Source organism: Kangsaoukella pontilimi, assembly GCF_009830125.1.
GTDB classification, from domain to species: Bacteria; Pseudomonadota; Alphaproteobacteria; order Rhodobacterales; family Rhodobacteraceae; genus Kangsaoukella; species Kangsaoukella pontilimi.
Window position 1 is genome coordinate 1200490 of sequence record NZ_WUPT01000002.1, and the last position, 17086, is coordinate 1217575.

At 64.3% G+C, this 17086-nt stretch carries 15 protein-coding genes and 1 tRNA gene; 11 read left to right on the forward strand and 5 right to left on the reverse strand.

Translation table 11 applies throughout. The features are described from left to right. The first annotated feature begins 83 nt into the window (after window positions 1-83). Together queF and GQ651_RS15485 are read left to right on the forward strand one after the other, a co-directional pair. Entirely contained in the window at window positions 84-548 is a 465-nt protein-coding gene (gene queF / locus GQ651_RS15480; RefSeq protein WP_160765097.1) for a preQ(1) synthase, read from the forward strand. 104 nt (window positions 549-652) lie between these two features. Beyond that, window positions 653-1402, forward strand: a complete 750-nt coding sequence (locus tag GQ651_RS15485) for a sulfite exporter TauE/SafE family protein (protein WP_160765098.1) — start codon at window positions 653-655, stop codon at window positions 1400-1402. Window positions 1403-1409: 7 nt separating this feature from the next. Here the strand turns inward: GQ651_RS15485 and GQ651_RS15490 are convergent, their stop codons facing one another. The 4 genes from GQ651_RS15490 to dctP are packed head-to-tail and all read right to left on the reverse strand — an operon-like array spanning window position 1410 to window position 6210. Next, window positions 1410-3296, reverse strand: a complete 1887-nt coding sequence (locus GQ651_RS15490; protein ID WP_160765099.1) for a bifunctional sugar phosphate isomerase/epimerase/4-hydroxyphenylpyruvate dioxygenase family protein — start codon at window positions 3294-3296, stop codon at window positions 1410-1412. Window positions 3297-3300: 4 nt separating this feature from the next. Further along, entirely contained in the window at window positions 3301-4596 is a 1296-nt protein-coding gene (locus tag GQ651_RS15495; RefSeq protein WP_160765100.1) for a TRAP transporter large permease, read from the reverse strand. Continuing rightward, a complete protein-coding gene (locus GQ651_RS15500) occupies window positions 4593-5177 on the reverse strand; it encodes a TRAP transporter small permease (protein ID WP_160765101.1) in 585 nt (194 codons plus the stop codon). Before GQ651_RS15500 ends, GQ651_RS15495 begins: the two co-directional genes overlap by 4 nt. A gap of 25 nt (window positions 5178-5202) precedes the next feature. Further along, a complete protein-coding gene (dctP, locus tag GQ651_RS15505; protein WP_160765102.1) occupies window positions 5203-6210 on the reverse strand; it encodes a TRAP transporter substrate-binding protein DctP in 1008 nt (335 codons plus the stop codon). 185 nt (window positions 6211-6395) lie between these two features. On the opposite strand from dctP, the gene GQ651_RS15510 reads away from it, so the two are divergent. Genes GQ651_RS15510 through GQ651_RS15525 form a run of 4 tightly spaced genes read left to right on the forward strand, consistent with a single transcriptional unit; the run spans window position 6396 to window position 9782 of the window. Further along, window positions 6396-7100: a GntR family transcriptional regulator gene (locus GQ651_RS15510; protein ID WP_160765103.1), complete on the forward strand. Its 705-nt coding sequence runs from the start codon at window positions 6396-6398 to the stop codon at window positions 7098-7100. Next, window positions 7097-8143 (forward strand): Gfo/Idh/MocA family protein, encoded by a 1047-nt coding sequence (locus tag GQ651_RS19065; protein WP_160765104.1) that lies wholly within the window; start codon window positions 7097-7099, stop codon window positions 8141-8143. Before GQ651_RS15510 ends, GQ651_RS19065 begins: the two co-directional genes overlap by 4 nt. A 9-nt stretch (window positions 8144-8152) precedes the next feature. Beyond that, window positions 8153-8998 carry a shikimate dehydrogenase family protein gene (locus tag GQ651_RS15520; protein WP_160765105.1) on the forward strand — a complete coding sequence of 282 codons (846 nt, stop codon included), beginning with the start codon at window positions 8153-8155 and terminating at the stop codon, window positions 8996-8998. A 7-nt stretch (window positions 8999-9005) separates the two neighbouring features. Then, complete coding sequence (locus GQ651_RS15525; RefSeq protein WP_160765106.1) at window positions 9006-9782, forward strand: HpcH/HpaI aldolase family protein; 777 nt, start codon at window positions 9006-9008, stop codon at window positions 9780-9782. Here the strand turns inward: GQ651_RS15525 and GQ651_RS15530 are convergent. After that, a complete protein-coding gene (locus tag GQ651_RS15530) occupies window positions 9769-10599 on the reverse strand; it encodes an aldo/keto reductase (protein ID WP_160765107.1) in 831 nt (276 codons plus the stop codon). The two genes, GQ651_RS15525 and GQ651_RS15530, sit on opposite strands and share 14 nt — an antisense overlap. 255 nt (window positions 10600-10854) lie before the next feature. On the opposite strand from GQ651_RS15530, the gene GQ651_RS15535 reads away from it, so the two are divergent. The 5 genes from GQ651_RS15535 (at window position 10855) to GQ651_RS15555 (ending at window position 16958) form a co-directional block, all read left to right on the forward strand. Beyond that, window positions 10855-10928, forward strand: a tRNA-Gly gene (locus GQ651_RS15535). A 151-nt stretch (window positions 10929-11079) separates the two neighbouring features. Then, complete coding sequence (locus tag GQ651_RS15540) at window positions 11080-12873, forward strand: ABC transporter transmembrane domain-containing protein (protein ID WP_160765108.1); 1794 nt, start codon at window positions 11080-11082, stop codon at window positions 12871-12873. A 103-nt stretch (window positions 12874-12976) separates the two neighbouring features. After that, window positions 12977-14875 (forward strand): acyl-CoA synthetase, encoded by a 1899-nt coding sequence (locus GQ651_RS15545; protein WP_160765109.1) that lies wholly within the window; start codon window positions 12977-12979, stop codon window positions 14873-14875. A gap of 131 nt (window positions 14876-15006) precedes the next feature. Beyond that, entirely contained in the window at window positions 15007-15225 is a 219-nt protein-coding gene (locus GQ651_RS15550; RefSeq protein ID WP_160765110.1) for a hypothetical protein, read from the forward strand. Window positions 15226-15344: 119 nt separating this feature from the next. Beyond that, entirely contained in the window at window positions 15345-16958 is a 1614-nt protein-coding gene (locus GQ651_RS15555; protein ID WP_160765111.1) for an alpha-glucosidase family protein, read from the forward strand. Window positions 16959-17086: the final 128 nt, after the last annotated feature.

A 17086-nucleotide genomic window follows, 5' to 3' on the forward strand; every position in this document is an offset into this window, starting at 1 on the left:
TTCAGATTGAAGACGGCATCCTTCATCCCGCAGGGACCCTGTTCCGGTTGGCACGGCCGACGTCCGATTCAACGGAGGGAGACATGACGGAGTCTATCTACAGTGACCTGAAGCAGCTTGGCGGCGCGACGCGCATCCCGGCGAGCCCCGAAGAGGCCGAGCTGGAGCGCGTGGCCAACCCGCAGGCTGACGTGGCCTATAACGTCCGCTTTACCGCGCCCGAGTTCACCTCGCTCTGCCCGATGACGGGGCAGCCCGATTTCGCGCATCTGGTGATCGACTACGTGCCGGGGCCGTGGCTGGTGGAGTCGAAGTCGCTGAAGCTCTACCTGACCTCGTTCCGCAATCACGGCGCCTTTCACGAGGACTGCACGATCTCGATCGCGCGGCGGCTGGTCGAGTTCCTCGAACCGCAATGGCTGCGCATCGGGGGATACTGGTATCCGCGGGGCGGCATACCCATCGACGTCTTCTGGCAGACAGGCGCGATGCCCGAGGGTGTCTGGATTCCCGATCAGGGGGTGCCGCCTTATCGCGGACGGGGGTGAGGCGGATCGGGGCCTGCCATGAAGGGGCTGGAACAGCCCTGCAACCCGTGCTTTGAGCGGTGCGAGCGCCAAGGGTGGCGCGGCGCGAGGGAAGGCAAGACACGGTGAGCGATCCGATCCTGTTCTGGGCTGCAGCGCTTGTCGCCGCCTTCTTCGTGGGCGCGAGCAAGGGCGGGTTGCCGGCGGTGGCGCTGTTGAGCGTGCCGCTTCTGTCGCTGACCATGTCGCCACTGCAGGGGGCGGCGCTGCTCCTGCCCGTCTACATCATCAGCGACATCTACGGGCTGTGGATTTACCGCCGGTCTTTCTCGGCCAGGAACCTTGCGATCCTAATTCCTGCCGGTCTTTTGGGCATCCTCCTGGGGTGGCTTCTGGCCGAGCGCACGAATGACGACGCGGTGCGTATCGCCATCGGGATGGTCGGACTGGGGTTCATCGGCCTTCGCGTCTGGTCGCGGTTTCAGGGCGCGCGGCAGGCCGCCGGGGCGACCGTTCCGAAAGGTGTCTTCTGGGGCGGCGTGAGCGGGTTCACCAGCTTCGTGGCCCATGCCGGAGGCCCGGCCTTCCAGATCTACGTTCTGCCGCAACAGCTTCCCAAGCTGACATTCGCGGGCACGTCCACGATCCTTTTCGCCATCCTGAACCTGTCGAAAGTGCCGCCCTACATGGCGCTTGGCCTGTTTCATCCGGGCGAGATGCGCATCGCGGCGGTGCTGGCGCCGCTGGCGCTGGTAGGCGTCTGGGTCGGCTACCGGCTGACCCGCATCCTGCCCGAGCGGATATTCTTCGTGCTGGTCGAGATCACGCTTTTCATCATCTCGGTCCTGCTGATCCGCGAGGGGCTGAGAGGCTGAAGGCGGGTCAGCGGCGCGGGACGGCCTTGTGGCGCATCCGGCGTTTCTGTGCGGCGATGCGGAAGGGGGCATTGGGCGCGCCGTAGCCCTGGTATCCGCCCTGCCGCTCGACGATCTCGAAGAACATGCCCCCCGCGAAGGTCGAGGAATAAAGCTGAAAGAGCTGGCCCGCGGCATCCTCGTCGTAAAGGATGTTGGCGGCCTTCAGCTTCGCCAGAAGCTCGTCCGAAAGGGCGAAGCGCGCGCTGAGGTCGTCGTAATAGTTGGCGGGCATCTCGAGCGGTGCGAAGCCGAGGCCGGAGAGCCGCTGGGCGGTGGCGAAGATGTCGTCTGTCGCAAGCGCGATGTGCTGGACGGAGGCGCCGAAGGTCTCTTCCAGAAAGCTGCCCGCGAGGGTCCGGTGGGTCTCGGCCCCGTTCAGCGTGACCCTGAGCCGGCCTTCGGGATCGGCGAGCGCCTGGCTGCGGACCAGCCCGTCAGGATCGATAACGTCGACCATGGGCGCGCGGTCCATCTGGAACAGCGTCCGGTAGAAGAGCGACCAGCTGAGCATCTCGTCATATGACATCGTCTGCGCGATGTGATCGACCGAGTGCAGGAGCGCGCCCTCATGCGGCGCGGCGTTGGTCGTGAATTCCACATCCCAGACGCGGGCGAGGCCGCTGTCCTCGTCGATGAAATGCAGGACGCTGCCGCCGAGGCCCCGGATGGCGGGGATGTCGAGTTCTCCCGGCCCGAGGGGCTGGCGGAACGGTTCGGAGCCGAGCTTACGCGCGCGTTCGACGGCGCCGTCGGCATCGGTCACGGCAAGGCCGATGTCGCAGACCGAGGTGCCGCGCGCGTTCCAGGTGGCGCCTGCGTGACCGGTCGTCTCGCGGTTGACCACGATCCGGATGTCGCCCTGCCGCCAGAGTGTCAGCTTCTTGGTGATATGCTTGCCGATCTCGGCAAAGCCGAGCGAGCGGAGGAGCGCCTCGAGCGCGTCGGCTTCGTCCTGCTGGCTGGCGAACTCGATAAAGGCGGTGCCGGTGGCTTTGGCACGGGGCGGGATATCGGGCAGGGGCTGGACCGTCTCGGGCGCGCGCGTCTTGACGTCGTCGGCAAGCGCCACGAGCGAGCGATAGCCGTCCGCCGCGATGGTTCGGGGCGAGCCGCCGCGGAACTGGTCGTTGAAGATCTCCAGGCTGGCGGGGCCTGTGTAGCCGGTCGCCATGACGGCGGACATGAAGTCGAGCACAGCAAGATCGCCTTCGCCCGGCATGTTCCGGAAGTGACGGGACCAGTAGAGCAGGTCCATCTCGATCAGGGGCGCGTCGGCGAGTTGCACGAAGAAGATGCGGTCGCCCGGAATACGCCGGATCGTCTCGGGGTCGATCTTGCGCGCGAGCGTGTGGAAGCTGTCGAGGATCAGGCCGACATTGGGGTGATCGGCGCGGCGCACGATTTCCCACGCATCGCGATGATCGTTGACGTGCCGGCCCCAGGCGAGTGCCTCGTAGCCGATTCGGATGCCCCGCTTGGCGGCGCGTTCTCCCAGTTCGGCAAAGTCGTCGGCGGCGCGGTCGATGCCGCCCAGGGCCTCGGGATGGACCGAAGAGCAGACGAGGACGAGGTCGCAGCCAAGCTGTTCCATCAGGTCGAACTTGTGCTCGGCGCGGTCGAAGGCGCGGGCGCGGAGGTCCTTCGGCAGACCCTCGAAATCGCGGAAGGGCTGAAACAGCATGATTTCGAGGCCAGCGTCCTCGACCCGGCGGCGCACCTCGGCGGGGCCGGCGGCGTCGGCGATGAAATCCTGTTCGAAAATCTCGATACCGTCGAAACCCGCGCGGGCGATGGCGTCGATCTTTTCCCCAAGATTGCCCGAGATCGAGACGGTGGCGATGCCGAGTTTCATCGCGTCACCCCTGATAGCCCATGAGGCGCGGCAGGAAGAGCGTGATGCCGGGGAAGAAGATCAGTGCCAGAAGCGCCAGGATCAGCACGGCGAGGAAGGGCAGGACCTCGCGAATGATCTCGGCCAGCGGAATCCGGGTCACGGCGTTGATGACGAAGAGGAGGATGCCGTAGGGCGGGGTGATCAGGCCGATCATGCAGTTCACCACCGCGACGACGCCGAAATGCACAAGGTCGATGCCCAGTTCGCGGCAGGTGGGAAGAAAGAGCGGGATGATGACGAGGATGATCGTCGTCGCGTCCAGCACGCAGCCCAGAAGCAGGATCAGCAGGTTGACGCCGAGAAGGAACACGATGGGCGACACGTCGAGGTCGACCATGGCGTCGGCCATCATGCCGGGGATGTTTTCGGACGCGACGATGAAGTTGAGGATCAGCGCGCCGCCGATGACGAGGCCCACCGCCGCCGAGGACCGGGCACTTTCGACGAGGATATTGTAGAAGTTCCGGAACGACAGCGCGCGGTAGAAGAAGGCGGCAAGGATCAGTGCGTAGAATGCCGCGACGGCTGCCGCCTCGGTCGGTGTCGTGACGCCGCCGTAGATGCCGTAGAGCAGGATCGCGGGCATGAGGAGGGCCGGGAAGGCCTGTCCCGTCAGGCGCGGCAGTTCCGAAAGCGGCACGGGTGCTTCCGTGCCGAAGTTCCGGCGATGGGCGATGATCCAGTTCATGGTCATAAGGACGGCCCCCATGAAGAGGCCGGGCAGGATGCCGCCGAGGAACAGCGCACCGATGGAGGTGTTCGAGACGAGGGCGTAGAGGACCATCGGGATCGACGGCGGGATGATCGGCCCGATGGTGGCCGAGGCCGCCGTGATCGCGGCGGCATAGCCACGGGTGTAGTGGCCGGACTTGGTCATCATGTCGATGATGATCTTGCCGATCCCCGCCGCGTCAGCGACGGCCGAGCCGGACATGCCGGAAAAGATCAGCGAGGCCACGACGTTGACGTGGCCCATGCCGCCCTTGAAGCGCCCGACGAGGCCGATACAGAAGCGCAGGAGCCGGTCGCTGATCGTGCCGGCGTTCATGATGTTGGCGGCCACGATGAAGAGTGGCACGGCCAGCAGGATGAAGCTTTGGTAAAGCCCGTCCATCAGCGTCTTGCCGGCGACGCCGACGCTTTGGCCGCCGCTGAACAGGTAGACGGCGGAGGCGATCAGGATGGCATAGGCGACGGGAACGCCGATCCCCGCGAAGAAGAACAGCGAGAGGACGCAGAGCAGGAATTCGAGGCTCATGGGCGGGGTCCGTCCTTCACGTCTTCGACCAGGTCCTCGTAGTGGTAGAGATCGTCCTCGGCGCCGTGGCGCCAGGCGTGGACGGCACGCCAGGCATAGCGAAGCGCGACGGCGACCATGAAGAGAATGTAGATCGCATAGATGTGGCGCATCCGTATCCAGTCACCGAACAGCGAGTCGAGCGTGGCCGTGCGCTTCAGCCTCAGAATGGCGAAACGGTCCCATGTTTCGGGGATCGATGCGGCGAGGGCGATGGTGACCGCGATGCCGCCGATGATGGCGAACCATTTGCGCACCTTGGGCGATGCGGCGTGATATATGATGTCGAAGGTGACGTGATCGCGCTCGCGGACGACGAAGGCGTTGCCCCAGAATACGATCCAGACCCACATCAGCAGGCAGAATTCGAGCGTCCAGCCGTAGAGCGACGGGTCGAGAAACGGAAACCGCTCGGCCAGCCAGTCGAGCCGTGCCGTGTAGCGGATGGTGATCTGTATGATGAAGGTGGCGAACATCGCGGCCATCATCATGGCCGCGATGAATTCCGCCGTGCGGGAGAAGGCCCTGAAGACGTAGGTCATTCCCCTTCTCCCGCGCGCGACCGGCTCAGTTGCCGAGCGCGTTGATCTTGTCGAGCACGCCTTCGGGCCAGTCGGCCGAGGCATCCGTGTTCAGGTACTGGGCCTGAACGTGGTTGCGGAACGCGGCCACATCGGGCTCGTAGACCGAGAGGCCTTCCCCTTCGAGGAAGGAAACAAGGTCGGCTTCCTTCTGAAGCTGCGCCTGACGGCCGCTTTCGGCGGCGGCGACGGCGGCGTCGGTCACGGCCTGCTGCTGTTCGGGCGTCAGGCTGTCGAAGACCTCTTTCGAGAAGGCCACGTAGTTCAGGTCGACCAGATGCGAGGTGAGGGCGATCTGGCAGGTCACCTCGTAGAACTTCGAGTCCACAACTGTCGGAAGCGGGTTGTCCTGACCGTCGACCGAGCCGGTGGCGAGGCCGGTATAGACCTCGGTGAAGGCCATCGGCGTCGGGTTGGCGCCGAGCGCCTTGCCGAGGAATTGCCATGCGTCGGTGCCCGGCATCCTGAGGTTGATACCGGCAAGGTCGTCGGGCGTCTGTACGTCGACCTCGTCGCGGCACTGGCGCAGGTTCACGTGACGGCGGCCGAGATACATGACGGCCAGCAGTTTGACGCCCAGCTCATCCTCGACCTTCTGCTTGAAGGGGTCCATGAGCGGGTCGTTGAAGACGCGAACCTGATGCTCGGCGTCCTGATGGACATATCCGGTCGCGAAGATCGAGAACTCGGGGAAGAAGGTCGCCAGTTCCTGCGCCGAGGTGATCGACATCTCAAGGTCGCCGGTGGCGATGGATTCAAGTTCCGAGCCCTGAGCGACGAGCGACGCATTGTAGTGCGGCTGGTAGTCGGCGAAATCGGCGACGGCGGGGGCGAAGACCTCGGCCAGAGCGACGGAGCGCTGGTCGGTCTCGGTCGCCGGGGTCGACATCCGAAGTGTCACCTTGTCCTGAGCTGTTGCGGCGCCAGCCGAAACGGTGAGCGCAAGCGCAGTTGCCGTGGCCATTGCGGCCCGGCGGGTCATCGAAAAAGTCATATTGTCCTCCCTTGGCACGACTTTTTATCGGTTTTTCCAAGCGGTAGCACCGCCATAACCGGAAACGAAATCGTTCATGCCATCAAATATCGACTAAATCAACAAAAAACGATTTCATAAAAACAAATCGATTTTTCTTCCACTTCCGGTTTTTGCAGATTACAGTTGCCTTGCGGAGGATTGAGATGACCACCAAAGAGCCGGTACTGGCCCGTGCACGCGGGCAGACGCTGACGGGAAAGATCGAGACTGCGCTCAGGCTGCGGATACTGAGCGGCGACCTGCCGCCCGGCGCGAAGCTGAGCCTCGACCGTCTGAAGAACGAGTATTCCGTCAGCCTCTCGGCGCTGCGCGAGGCGGTCACGCGGCTGGCATCGGACGGGCTGCTGGAGGTGGAAGAGCAGCGTGGCTATCGCGTCGCGCCGATTTCGCTCGACAATCTGGCGGAGGTCACGCGTCTCAGGATGGAGCTTGAGCCGCTGGCGCTGCGGCAGGCCATCGCGAATGGCGGAATCGACTGGGAAACCGATGTGATGGCCGCCCTATACCGGTTGAACCGGACCGGGCGCGATCCGAAGGACCAAGAGAGCCTGGAGGTCTGGGAAGCGGCGCACAACGCCTTTCACCTGACGCTGATCGACCGCTGCGACATGCCGCTTCTTCTGCGCATGTGCGGCCAGCTTTCCGAAATGTATAACCGCTACCGCCACCTGTTCCTGAGCATAAAGGGCGAGCAGCGCGACCTCGCTGCCGAGCATACGGAGATCGCAGAGAGCGCCGTGGCGCGGGATGCGGATCGTGCCGCGGCCCTGCTGCGCGCGCATATCGAGAAGACGGGCGCGGCGCTGAAGGCGCGGCTGGAGGCGGCGTTGCCGGGACAGGAACGGTGAAGGAGCCGGTGCGCATCGCCGTTGTTGGCGCGGGGCTGATCGGGGCGCGTCACGTCGAGATGATCGGCCGGACGCGGGCCGTCTCACTCGCCTCAATTGTCGATCCTTCTGACGCTGCAGCGGTGCTCGCCGAGGCAGAGGCGGTGCCCCATCACCCGTCGCTGACAGAGGCCATTGCGGCGGGTGGCTTTGACGGAGTGCTTCTGGCTACACCGAATACGCTGCATGTCGACGGGGCGCTGGAAGCGATCCGGGCGGGACTGCCGGTGCTGGTGGAAAAGCCGCTCGCATCCGATGCGGCGGGGGCATTGGAGATCGTCAATGCGTCGGAGGCGGCGGGCGTGCCGGTCCTTGTCGGCCATCACAGGCGGCATAACCCGATCATCCAGTCCGCGCGGTGGCTGGTGGACGAGGGCGCGCTCGGGCGTCTGACTACGGTTCAGGCGACGACGTGGTTCCGGAAGCCGGACTATTACTTTGATGTGGCATGGCGGCGGGAGGCAGGCGGCGGGCCGATCCAGATCAATCTGATCCACGATATCGACCTTCTTCAGCACTTTGCGGGGACGATCGAAGAAGTGCACACCTTTCAGTCCAGCGCGGTCAGAGGGTTCGACGTGGAGGACGCCGCAGTTGTCACGCTGCGCTTCGCCTCCGGCGCGCTTGGCACGATCAACGTCTCGGACGCGACTGCCGCGCCGTGGAGCTGGGAGCTGACCGCCGGAGAAAACTCGGCCTATCCGGCGACGAATGAGTCTGCCTATCTGATCGGAGGGACCGAGGCGTCGCTGGCGCTGCCCAATCTCAGCATCTGGCGTCATGCGGACGAGAACTCGTGGTGGGCGCCGATTTCCGCCACGCGCGTGCCCATCGACACCGACGAGCCGCTGGTTCGGCAGATCGAGCATTTCGCCGACATCATTCGGGGCGATGCGGCGCCCCTCGTCTCGGCGCGGGACGGGCTGGTTGCGGTCGCCGCGGTGGAGGCGGTCAAGCGGTCTGGGGATACGGGCCAGACCGTCCGTATTGCCGACATCTGCTGAGGAGCGCACATGCCACCCCCCGATATCACCGGCCGTACCCGACTGATCGCGCATCTCGGCGTGCCGACCGATAGCTTCAAGGCGCCGATGATCTACAACCCTTGGTTTCGCGAGGCCGGAGCCGATGTGGTCGTCGTGCCCATGGGCTGCGAGGCGGCGGATTATCCGGCCTTTCTTCCGCTGGTCTTCCGGCTGAGGAACGTGATGGGTGCGCTTGTCACGATGCCGCACAAGGTCAGCACGGTCGCGCTTCTGGACGAGATGTCCACCGCCGTCCGCGTCTCGGGGGCCTGCAACGCCGTCCGGCGCGAGCCGGATGGTCGTCTCGTCGGTGACATGTTCGACGGCGAAGGTTTCGTGCGTGGGGTTCTGCGGCGGGGAAGGGCTATCGAGGGGGCGTCCGCGCTCGTCGTGGGGACGGGCGGCGTCGGGTCTGCCATCGCCGCATCGCTGGCGGGCCGGGGCCTGTCGCGCCTGTCCCTCTTCGATACGACCGAGGCCTCTGCCGAAGGTCTCGCACAGCGGCTGCGCGAGCATTATCCGGCGCTGACGGTGGCGACCGGGTCGAACGATCCCGCCGGGCATGACATCGTGGTGAACGCGACGCCTCTCGGCATGAAGCCCGGCGACCCCCTGCCGGTCGAACCGGGCAGGATCGCCCCGTCCGCCTTCGTGGGCGAGGTCGTGATGTCCGCCGAGACCACGCCTTTTCTCGCCGCCGCCAAAGAACGGGGTTGCGCCACACAGGTCGGGACGGACATGCTTTTCGAGCAGATCCCGGCCTATCTGGATTTCTTCGGTCTGCCGTCCACCACCCCCGACCGGCTGCGGGCCATCGCCGAACTCGTCTATTGAGGATTCCATGGACCTTCCGAAAAACACGTTCAAATCCACGTTGCTGAGCGGTGCGCAGCAGATCGGCTACTGGTGCACCATCGACGACCCCACCATGACCGAAATGGCCGCCGGCTGCGGGTTCGACTGGCTTCTGATCGATGCCGAGCATACGGGCATGGACCCGAAAGCGGTGCTGGCCCATCTTCATGCCGCCTCGGCTTATCCGGTGCAGACGATGGTGCGGCCGAGCTCGCTCGATGCGGCGGAGATCAAGAAGCTGCTCGATTTCGGCGCGCAGTCAATCCTTGTCCCCTATGTCCGGAACGCGAAGGAGGCGGCGATGGCGGCCGAGGCCGTCGACTATGCGCCCGGCGGTATCAGGGGGGTGGCGGGGATCACCCGTGCGACGCGCTATGGCGCGGTCGACAACTATACCCGCCGCGCGCGGGAGGAGATCTGCCTTGTCGTGCAGATCGAGACCAAGTCGGCACTGGACGAACTGGAAGAGATCTGCGCGACGCCCGGTGTTGATGCAGCCTTCATCGGGCCCGCCGATCTGGCGGCAAGCCTTGGGTTTCCGGGCCAGCCGAGCCATCCCGAGGTCAAGGCAGCCTGTCTCGATGCGCTGCGGCGCATTCGTGCCGCGGGAAAGCCGGCGGGGTTCCTGACGCTCGACTACGAGTTTCTGAGCGAGGCGATGGAGGCCGGAAGCTGCTTCACCGCGGTTGAGGTCGACTCGGCGGCTTTGCGGCGCGGCGCCATGGCGAGTGCTGCCCGGTGGAAGGCGACTACATCATCTTGAAGACCGACGGATCGGGGCCGGTCCGGAGGCCCACATCAAGCCCCGAGATTGCCGCCATCTCATCGTCGGTCAGCGTGAAGTCGAAGACATCGAGGTTCTCGGCCTGACGTCCGGCATTGGTCGAGCGTGGGATCACTGCGTTGCCGAGCTGAATGTGCCAGCGCAGGATCACCTGAGCCGGGCTTTTCCCGGTGCGCTTCGCTGGCGCGGTGAGGGCGTCGGCCTCGAAAGAGCGGCCATTGCCGAGCGGCGTCCAGGCCTGCGTGACAATTCCGTGCTTCTGGTTGAACGCGCGCATCTCGGGCTGCTGTAGTTCGGGGTTCAGTTCGATCTGGTTCAGGACCGGCGCCTCGCCTGTCTCGGCCACGATACGTTCGATGTGGTTGGCGTTGAAGTTCGACACCCCGATTGACCGCATCAGGCCCTCGTCACGCATCTCGATGAAGGCTTTCCATGTTTCGACATAGAGGTCCTGGCTGGGCACCGGCCAATGGATGAGCACAAGGTCCAGACAGTCGACGCCGATCGCCTTTAGGCTTCGCTCGACCGAGTGGCGTGCCTTGTCGCGGCCCTGTTCATTGTTCCAGACCTTGGTCGTGATAAAGACCTCGTCCCGTGGAACACCCGACCGCCTGAGGCCCTCTCCCAGACCGGCTTCGTTCATGTAGAGATAGGCGCCGTCGATCATCCGGTAGCCCGTTCTCAGCGCGCTTTCCACGGCGTCGGCGGCAATGTCGGACGGAATCTGCCAGATCCCGAAGCCGAGTTGGGGGATCGAGTGGCCATCGTGAAACTGGAGCCTGGGCATGTCGGTCATGGCTTTCCTCGCAAATATCCGAATTTGCGCGCAACCTAACGGCTGACGGGAAAGGTCGCAATCAATGGCGGTCTGGTCTGACGGTGCGGGGGGCGGCCATTGGTTGCTCATGCCGGTTTCGGGCGTTCCCGTTGCCATGCTTTTGCGTCTGGCCTTGGGATTCACTCCGGGCAGGTGAAGCAGTCGTCTGATGCACGCCGCCGATATACTCAACTTGACCTCTAACGCGGCATGCCATACCTCGTGCAACACCGAGCGGGCGTTGTGTAATGGTAAGACCCTTGCCTTCCAAGCAAGAGATACGGGTTCGATTCCCGTCGCCCGCTCCATTCCTTTCAGCCTGAGACTTTTGGGCGCGCGGCGCGCGCGCCTAGGTCTGCCGTGCGCATCGCAAATGCCAGCGTGTCGTGGGCTGTGGCAACCCGTGCCTTGTGGGCAGCGCCCGGCGCGGTTATCTCGGATCAAAACCGGGGAACCCAGATGGCGAAAGCGGGTCAGGCCGCCAGCGAGGAACGCGCGAAATCGAGGAATGTCAGGGCGCTTGGCGCGCTCTGGCCATTCCTGCTGCCCTATCGGGGTATGCTGTTCGCCGCGCTTCTGGCGCTGATCTCAACGGCGGTCATCTCGCTTGTTCTTCCCCTGGCGGTGCGCCGTGTCGTGGACGGGTTCGAGACCTCGGCGGTCGAGCTTCTGGACAGCTACTTCGTGGCGGCGATGGTCATTGCGCTGTTGCTCGCGGTGGGGACGGGGCTTCGCTACTACCTTGTCACGCGCCTGGGCGAACGGGTTGTGGCCGATATCCGAAAAGCGCTCTTCGGGCGCATGATCGGTATGAGCCCGGCCTTTTACGAGCGGATCATGACGGGGGAGGTGATCAGCCGCATCACCACCGACACGACTCTGATCCTGAGCGTCATCGGGTCTTCGATATCCATCGCGCTTCGGAACCTTCTTATCCTCGTGGGTGGCATGGTCATGCTGGTGCTGACCGCGCCCAAGCTGGCGGGGATGGTGCTGCTGTCGGTGCCGGCCATCGTCATTCCCATCGTGCTGATGGGCCGCAAGGTCCGGTCTCTGTCGCGGCAGAACCAGGATCTGATCGCGGATTCCTCCGGTAACGCGTCCGAGGCTCTGTTGTCCGTTCAGGCCATTCAGGCCTTTACCCACGAGGGTGAAAGCCGCGCGACATTCGACGATGTGACCGAACGCTCCTTTGTCGCGGCACGGCGGCGCATACGCACGCGGGCGGTGCTGACCGTGGTCGTCATCAGCCTGGCCTTCGCCGGTGTCGTCGCCGTTCTCTGGAGCGGAGCGCGGGATGTGCGCGCGGGCGAGATGAGCGTGGGCGAGCTGGTGCAGTTCGTGATCTACGCGGTCATGGTGGCGGGCGCGGTGGGCGCCTTGTCCGAGATCTGGGGCGAGTTGCAGCGCGCGGCCGGCGCGACCGAGCGTCTGGTCGAGCTTCTGGAGGCCGAGGATACGGTCGAGGATGCGGATGCACCCGCACCCATGGCCCAGAGGATCGCGGGGCGCGTGGATTTCGAGGATGTCACGTTCCACTATCCTGCGCGGCCTGAGATCGCGGCGCTCGACGGGGTCAGTTTCACGATCCAGCCGGGCGAGACCGTCGCGCTTGTGGGGCCTTCGGGTGCGGGGAAGTCCACCGTCTTCCAGTTGCTCCTGCGCTTCTACGACCCCGACGCGGGTCGGGTCACGCTGGACGGTACCGACCTGACCGATGTGGCGCGCAGCGATTTCCGACGCCATCTGGCGCTGGTCCCGCAGGACCCTGTGATCTTCGCCGCTACGGCGCGTGAGAACATCCGTTTCGGCCGACCCGAGGCCAGCAATGCCGAGGTCGAGGCGGCGGCGCGGGCGGCGGCGGCGCATGACTTTCTCATGGCACTTCCTCAGGGCTATGACACCTATGTGGGCGAGCGGGGCGTGATGCTGTCGGGCGGCCAGAAGCAGCGGATCGCCATCGCGCGCGCCATACTGCGGGACGCGCCGGTCCTTCTGCTGGACGAGGCGACGAGCGCGCTTGACGCCGAAAGCGAACGTGCCGTGCAGGACGCGGTGGAACATCTGGCCGAGGGGCGAACCACCATCGTTGTGGCGCACCGGCTGGCCACCGTGAAGAAGGCCGACCGCATCCTCGTCTTCGATCAGGGGCGCATCGTCGCCGCGGGAACCCATGCCTCGCTTGTGGCGGATGGCGGGCTATATGCTCGGCTGGCGCGGCTGCAATTCACCGATGGCGTTGCGGCAGAATAGATCTGACGTTGCGTAGTAAGCGTGGGGAACGCTTGGCAGAGGGTGATTTTCAGGTCAAAAGCTGTGAAATTTTGCGCCCAGGGGACCTAGAGGGAGGAAATCCATGAGCAGCAGCTTCACGTCGCTGGCCGACCGTAATGCGGTCGAGGCCACGGGGCCTTGGGCCGAACGCGGGCTACCGAAGACCGTTTACCAGATGCTGTCCGAGACGCGGGACAAGTTCGGCAGCCGGAACGCCGTGTCGTTCCAGATTCTGTCGGGGCCCAAGGACAAGGCCGAGACGCTGACCTGGAACGAGCTCCACGCCAAGACGACGCAGGCGGCTAACCTGTTCCGCAGCCTCGGTGTGGGCGAGAACGACGTGGTGGCCTATCTTCTGCCCAATGCGAACGAGACTGTCGTCGCGCTTCTGGGCGCGACGGTTGCGGGGATCGCCAATCCGATCAACCCGCTCTTGGAGGCCGAGCAGATCGGCGCGATCCTGCGCGAGACCAACGCCAAGGTTCTGGTGACGCTCAAGGGCTTCCCCAAGACGGATGTGCCGCAGAAGGCGGCCGAGGCGGTCAAGCTGGCGCCAAACGTGACGACCGTTCTGGAAGTCGACCTGAACCGCTACCTGACGCCGCCGAAAAGCTGGATCGTCCCGCTGATCCGGCCCAAGGTGAAGGCCGAGCACAAGGCGCGCGTTCTGGATTTCAACGCCGAGTGTGCCAAGCAGCCCACCACGCTGCAGTTCGCCGATGCGACCGAGGACCGGGTCGCCGCCTATTTCCACACCGGCGGCACCACGGGCATGCCGAAGGTCGCGCAGCACCGCTATTCGGGCATCGTCTATAACGGCTGGATCGGGCATGAGCTTCTGTTCGACGAGACCTCGAACGTGATCTGCCCGCTGCCGCTGTTCCATGTCTTCGCCTGCCACGTCATCCTGATGGCGATGATCAAGTCCGGCGCGCATGTGATCTTCCCGACGCCGCAGGGCTATCGGGGCGAAGGAGTCTTCGACAATTTCTGGAAGCTGATCGAGCGCTGGCAGGTCACCTTCATCATCACCGTGCCGACCGCGCTTTCGGCGCTGATGCAGCGCCCGGTGGATGCCGACATCTCGTCGGTGAAAACGGCATTCTCGGGGTCGTCACCGCTTCCGGTCGAGCTGTACAAGCGGTTCGAGAAGGCGTCGGGTGTCGAGATCATCGAAGGTTACGGTCTGACCGAGGCGACCTGTCTCGTCTCGTGCAATCCCATCGGCGGCAAGAAGAAGATCGGCTCGGTCGGCATTCCGTTCCCGTACACCGACGTCAAGATTCTGGCGGGCACGCCCGAGGGCTGCAAGGAATGCGGCGTCGACGAGGTGGGCGAGATCTGCGTTGCGAACCCCGGCGTCTACAATCACGCGACCTATACCGAGGCGGACAAGAACAAGGACCTCTACCACGAGGTCGGCAACCAGACCTACCTGCGGACGGGCGACCTCGGCCGGCTGGACGACGAGGGTTATCTCTGGATCACCGGTCGCGCGAAGGATCTGATCATCCGGGGCGGTCACAATATCGATCCCGCCATCATCGAAGAGGCGCTGGCGGGGCACGAAGCCGTCGCCATGGCCGGTGCTATCGGTCAGCCCGACGCCCATTCGGGTGAAATCCCGGCGGTCTACGTGGAACTGGTCGCGGGCGCGTCGGTCACGCCGGAGGAGCTGTCGGACTTTGCCAGAGAGCGGATCCACGAACGCGCGGCGCTGCCGAAGCATGTGGAAATCATGGACGAATTGCCCAAGACCGCCGTGGGCAAGGTGTTCAAGCCTGACCTGCGCCGGATGGCAATGCGCCGCATCTTCGACGCAGCTTTGGCCGAGGCGGGACAGCCCGCCCATGTGGCCGAGGTGGTCGAAGACAAGAAACGCGGCCTCGTTGCCCGTATCGCCCGCTCGGGCGAGGTTGACGAGGCGAAGGTCGGCGAGGTTCTGGGCAACTTCACGAACCCATGGGAATGGCACAACTGACCGCGTTTCGGTAACGCATTGTCATCAAAACGGAAATAAGGTCGCAAAACGGCCTTATTTCCCTCGGAATCGGTCAAATTGCTGCCAACTTGTCGGCGCAGGTTCTCCTTGAAAGACAGGGGAGCCGGGACATGCTTCAGGGAATTCTGGGATTGGCCGTTCTGACGGCGATGGGCACGGGCGTGGCCACCGTGGTGCTGACGGGCTCGTTTCTCTTCGCCTTTCTGACCTATGTGGGCGCCGGCATGTCCGTGCTTCTTTCGATCCTTCTGGCCGAGTACTTTTTCGGTGATCGCGATAGCGAGACCAGTCTTGGCGCGGACGATGCGGGGCTTGCCTCCAACGGCTGACCGCGCGGCGCGCATTGTCGCATTCTCATAGACAAGTGACTTCTGACCGCTAGCTCCGGGCTTGCGGATGGCCACGTTTGTGATAGCGCAAACAGAGGCCCGTGAAAGAGGAGTCCCCCATGAGCGACTGGTGGAAAAGCGCTGTTATCTATCAGGTCTACCCCCGGTCCTTTCAGGACACGACGGGCAACGGCGTCGGCGATTTGCAGGGGATCACGAAGCGCCTCGATCACATCGCGTCTCTCGGCGTGGATGTCGTCTGGCTGTCACCCATCTTCACCTCGCCTCAGGCCGATATGGGCTATGACATCTCGGATCATTGCGATGTCGATCCGCTGTTCGGTACGCTCGATGATTTCGATGCGCTTCTCAGCCGCGCGCACGAGCTGGGTCTCAAGGTGATCGTGGATCAGGTGCCGAGCCACACGTCGGACAAGCACCGCTGGTTCGAGGAAAGCCGCCAGAGCCGCGATAACCCCAAGGCCGACTGGTATGTCTGGGCCGAGGCCAAGCCCGACGGCAGCCCGCCCAACAACTGGCTGTCGGTGTTCGGCGGCCCTGCATGGACATGGGAGCCGCGGCGCAAGCAGTATTTCCTGCACTCGTTCCTCTCGTCGCAACCGCAGATGAATTTCCACAATCCAGATGTCGAGGCTGCCATCCTGGACACGATGAAATTCTGGCTGGATCGCGGGATCGACGGGTTCCGTCTGGACAGCATCAACTACCCGTTCCACGACCCGCAGCTTCGCGACAACCCGCCCCGCGAGGACGCGACCGATGACGAATGGGTCAACCCCTACAACGTGCAGCGCCACGTCTATGACAAGACCCGGCCGGAAACGGTGGGTTTTCTGAAAAACGTCCGCACGCTTCTCGATCAGTACGAGGGCACGATGAGCGTGGGCGAAGTGGGCGAGGGGCGCGGCGCCGCCACGATCATGGGCGAATACACCAAGGGCGACGATCGCCTGCACATGGCCTATTCCTTCGAGATGCTGGGCGGCGCGTTCACGGCCAAGTTCTTTCGCGACGCCATCGGCGGATTTTTCCGCGAAGCGCCGGATGGCTGGCCCTGCTGGGCGTTTTCCAACCATGACGTGATCCGCCATGTCTCGCGCTGGGAGGTGGACCACCGCGACACCGACGCTCTGGCGCGGCAGGGGATCGCGCTGATGGTAAGCCTCGAGGGGACGAAGTGCCTGTATCAGGGCGAAGAGCTGGGCCAGACCGAGACCGAACTGTCCTATGACGAGATCGTGGACCCGCCCGGCCTGAAATTCTGGCCCGAATACAAGGGGCGCGACGGCTGCCGGACGCCCATGGTCTGGGAAGAGAACGCCGATAATGCGGGCTTCACCACAGGTGAGCCGTGGCTGCCGGTCAAACCCGAGCAGGCGCACCGCGCCGTCGATACGCAGGACGGGGTGGCCGGTTCGGTGCTGGAACACTACCGGACGGTGCTGGGTTTTTACCGCGACATGCCGGCCCTTCGGATCGGCACGTCCGAGTTCCTGGAGCCGGGCGAGCCGGTTCTGGCCGTGCGCCGCTGCTGTGACGAGGGCGAGGTTCTTTGCGTCTTCAACCTGTCCTGCAATCCTGTGACGCTCAAGGTGGACGGCGCCGCGACGCCTCTCGGTCCTTCATGCGGCACTCTGACAGAAGACCGGCTGGAGCTTCCGGCGCATGGCTTTGTCTGGCTGGATGGCAAGGACCTCTTGGTCACGCTTTAGTCGCTCTCACACATAAAGCCCTTTTGTTTTGGCTCTGAGGGTTACGAGTGCGAGGACGGTGTTGAGTGTTGGGGTTGGTGTGTTTGTGATCTGGCCGAGTTCGGCGACGGATCGGACGAGGGCGTCGA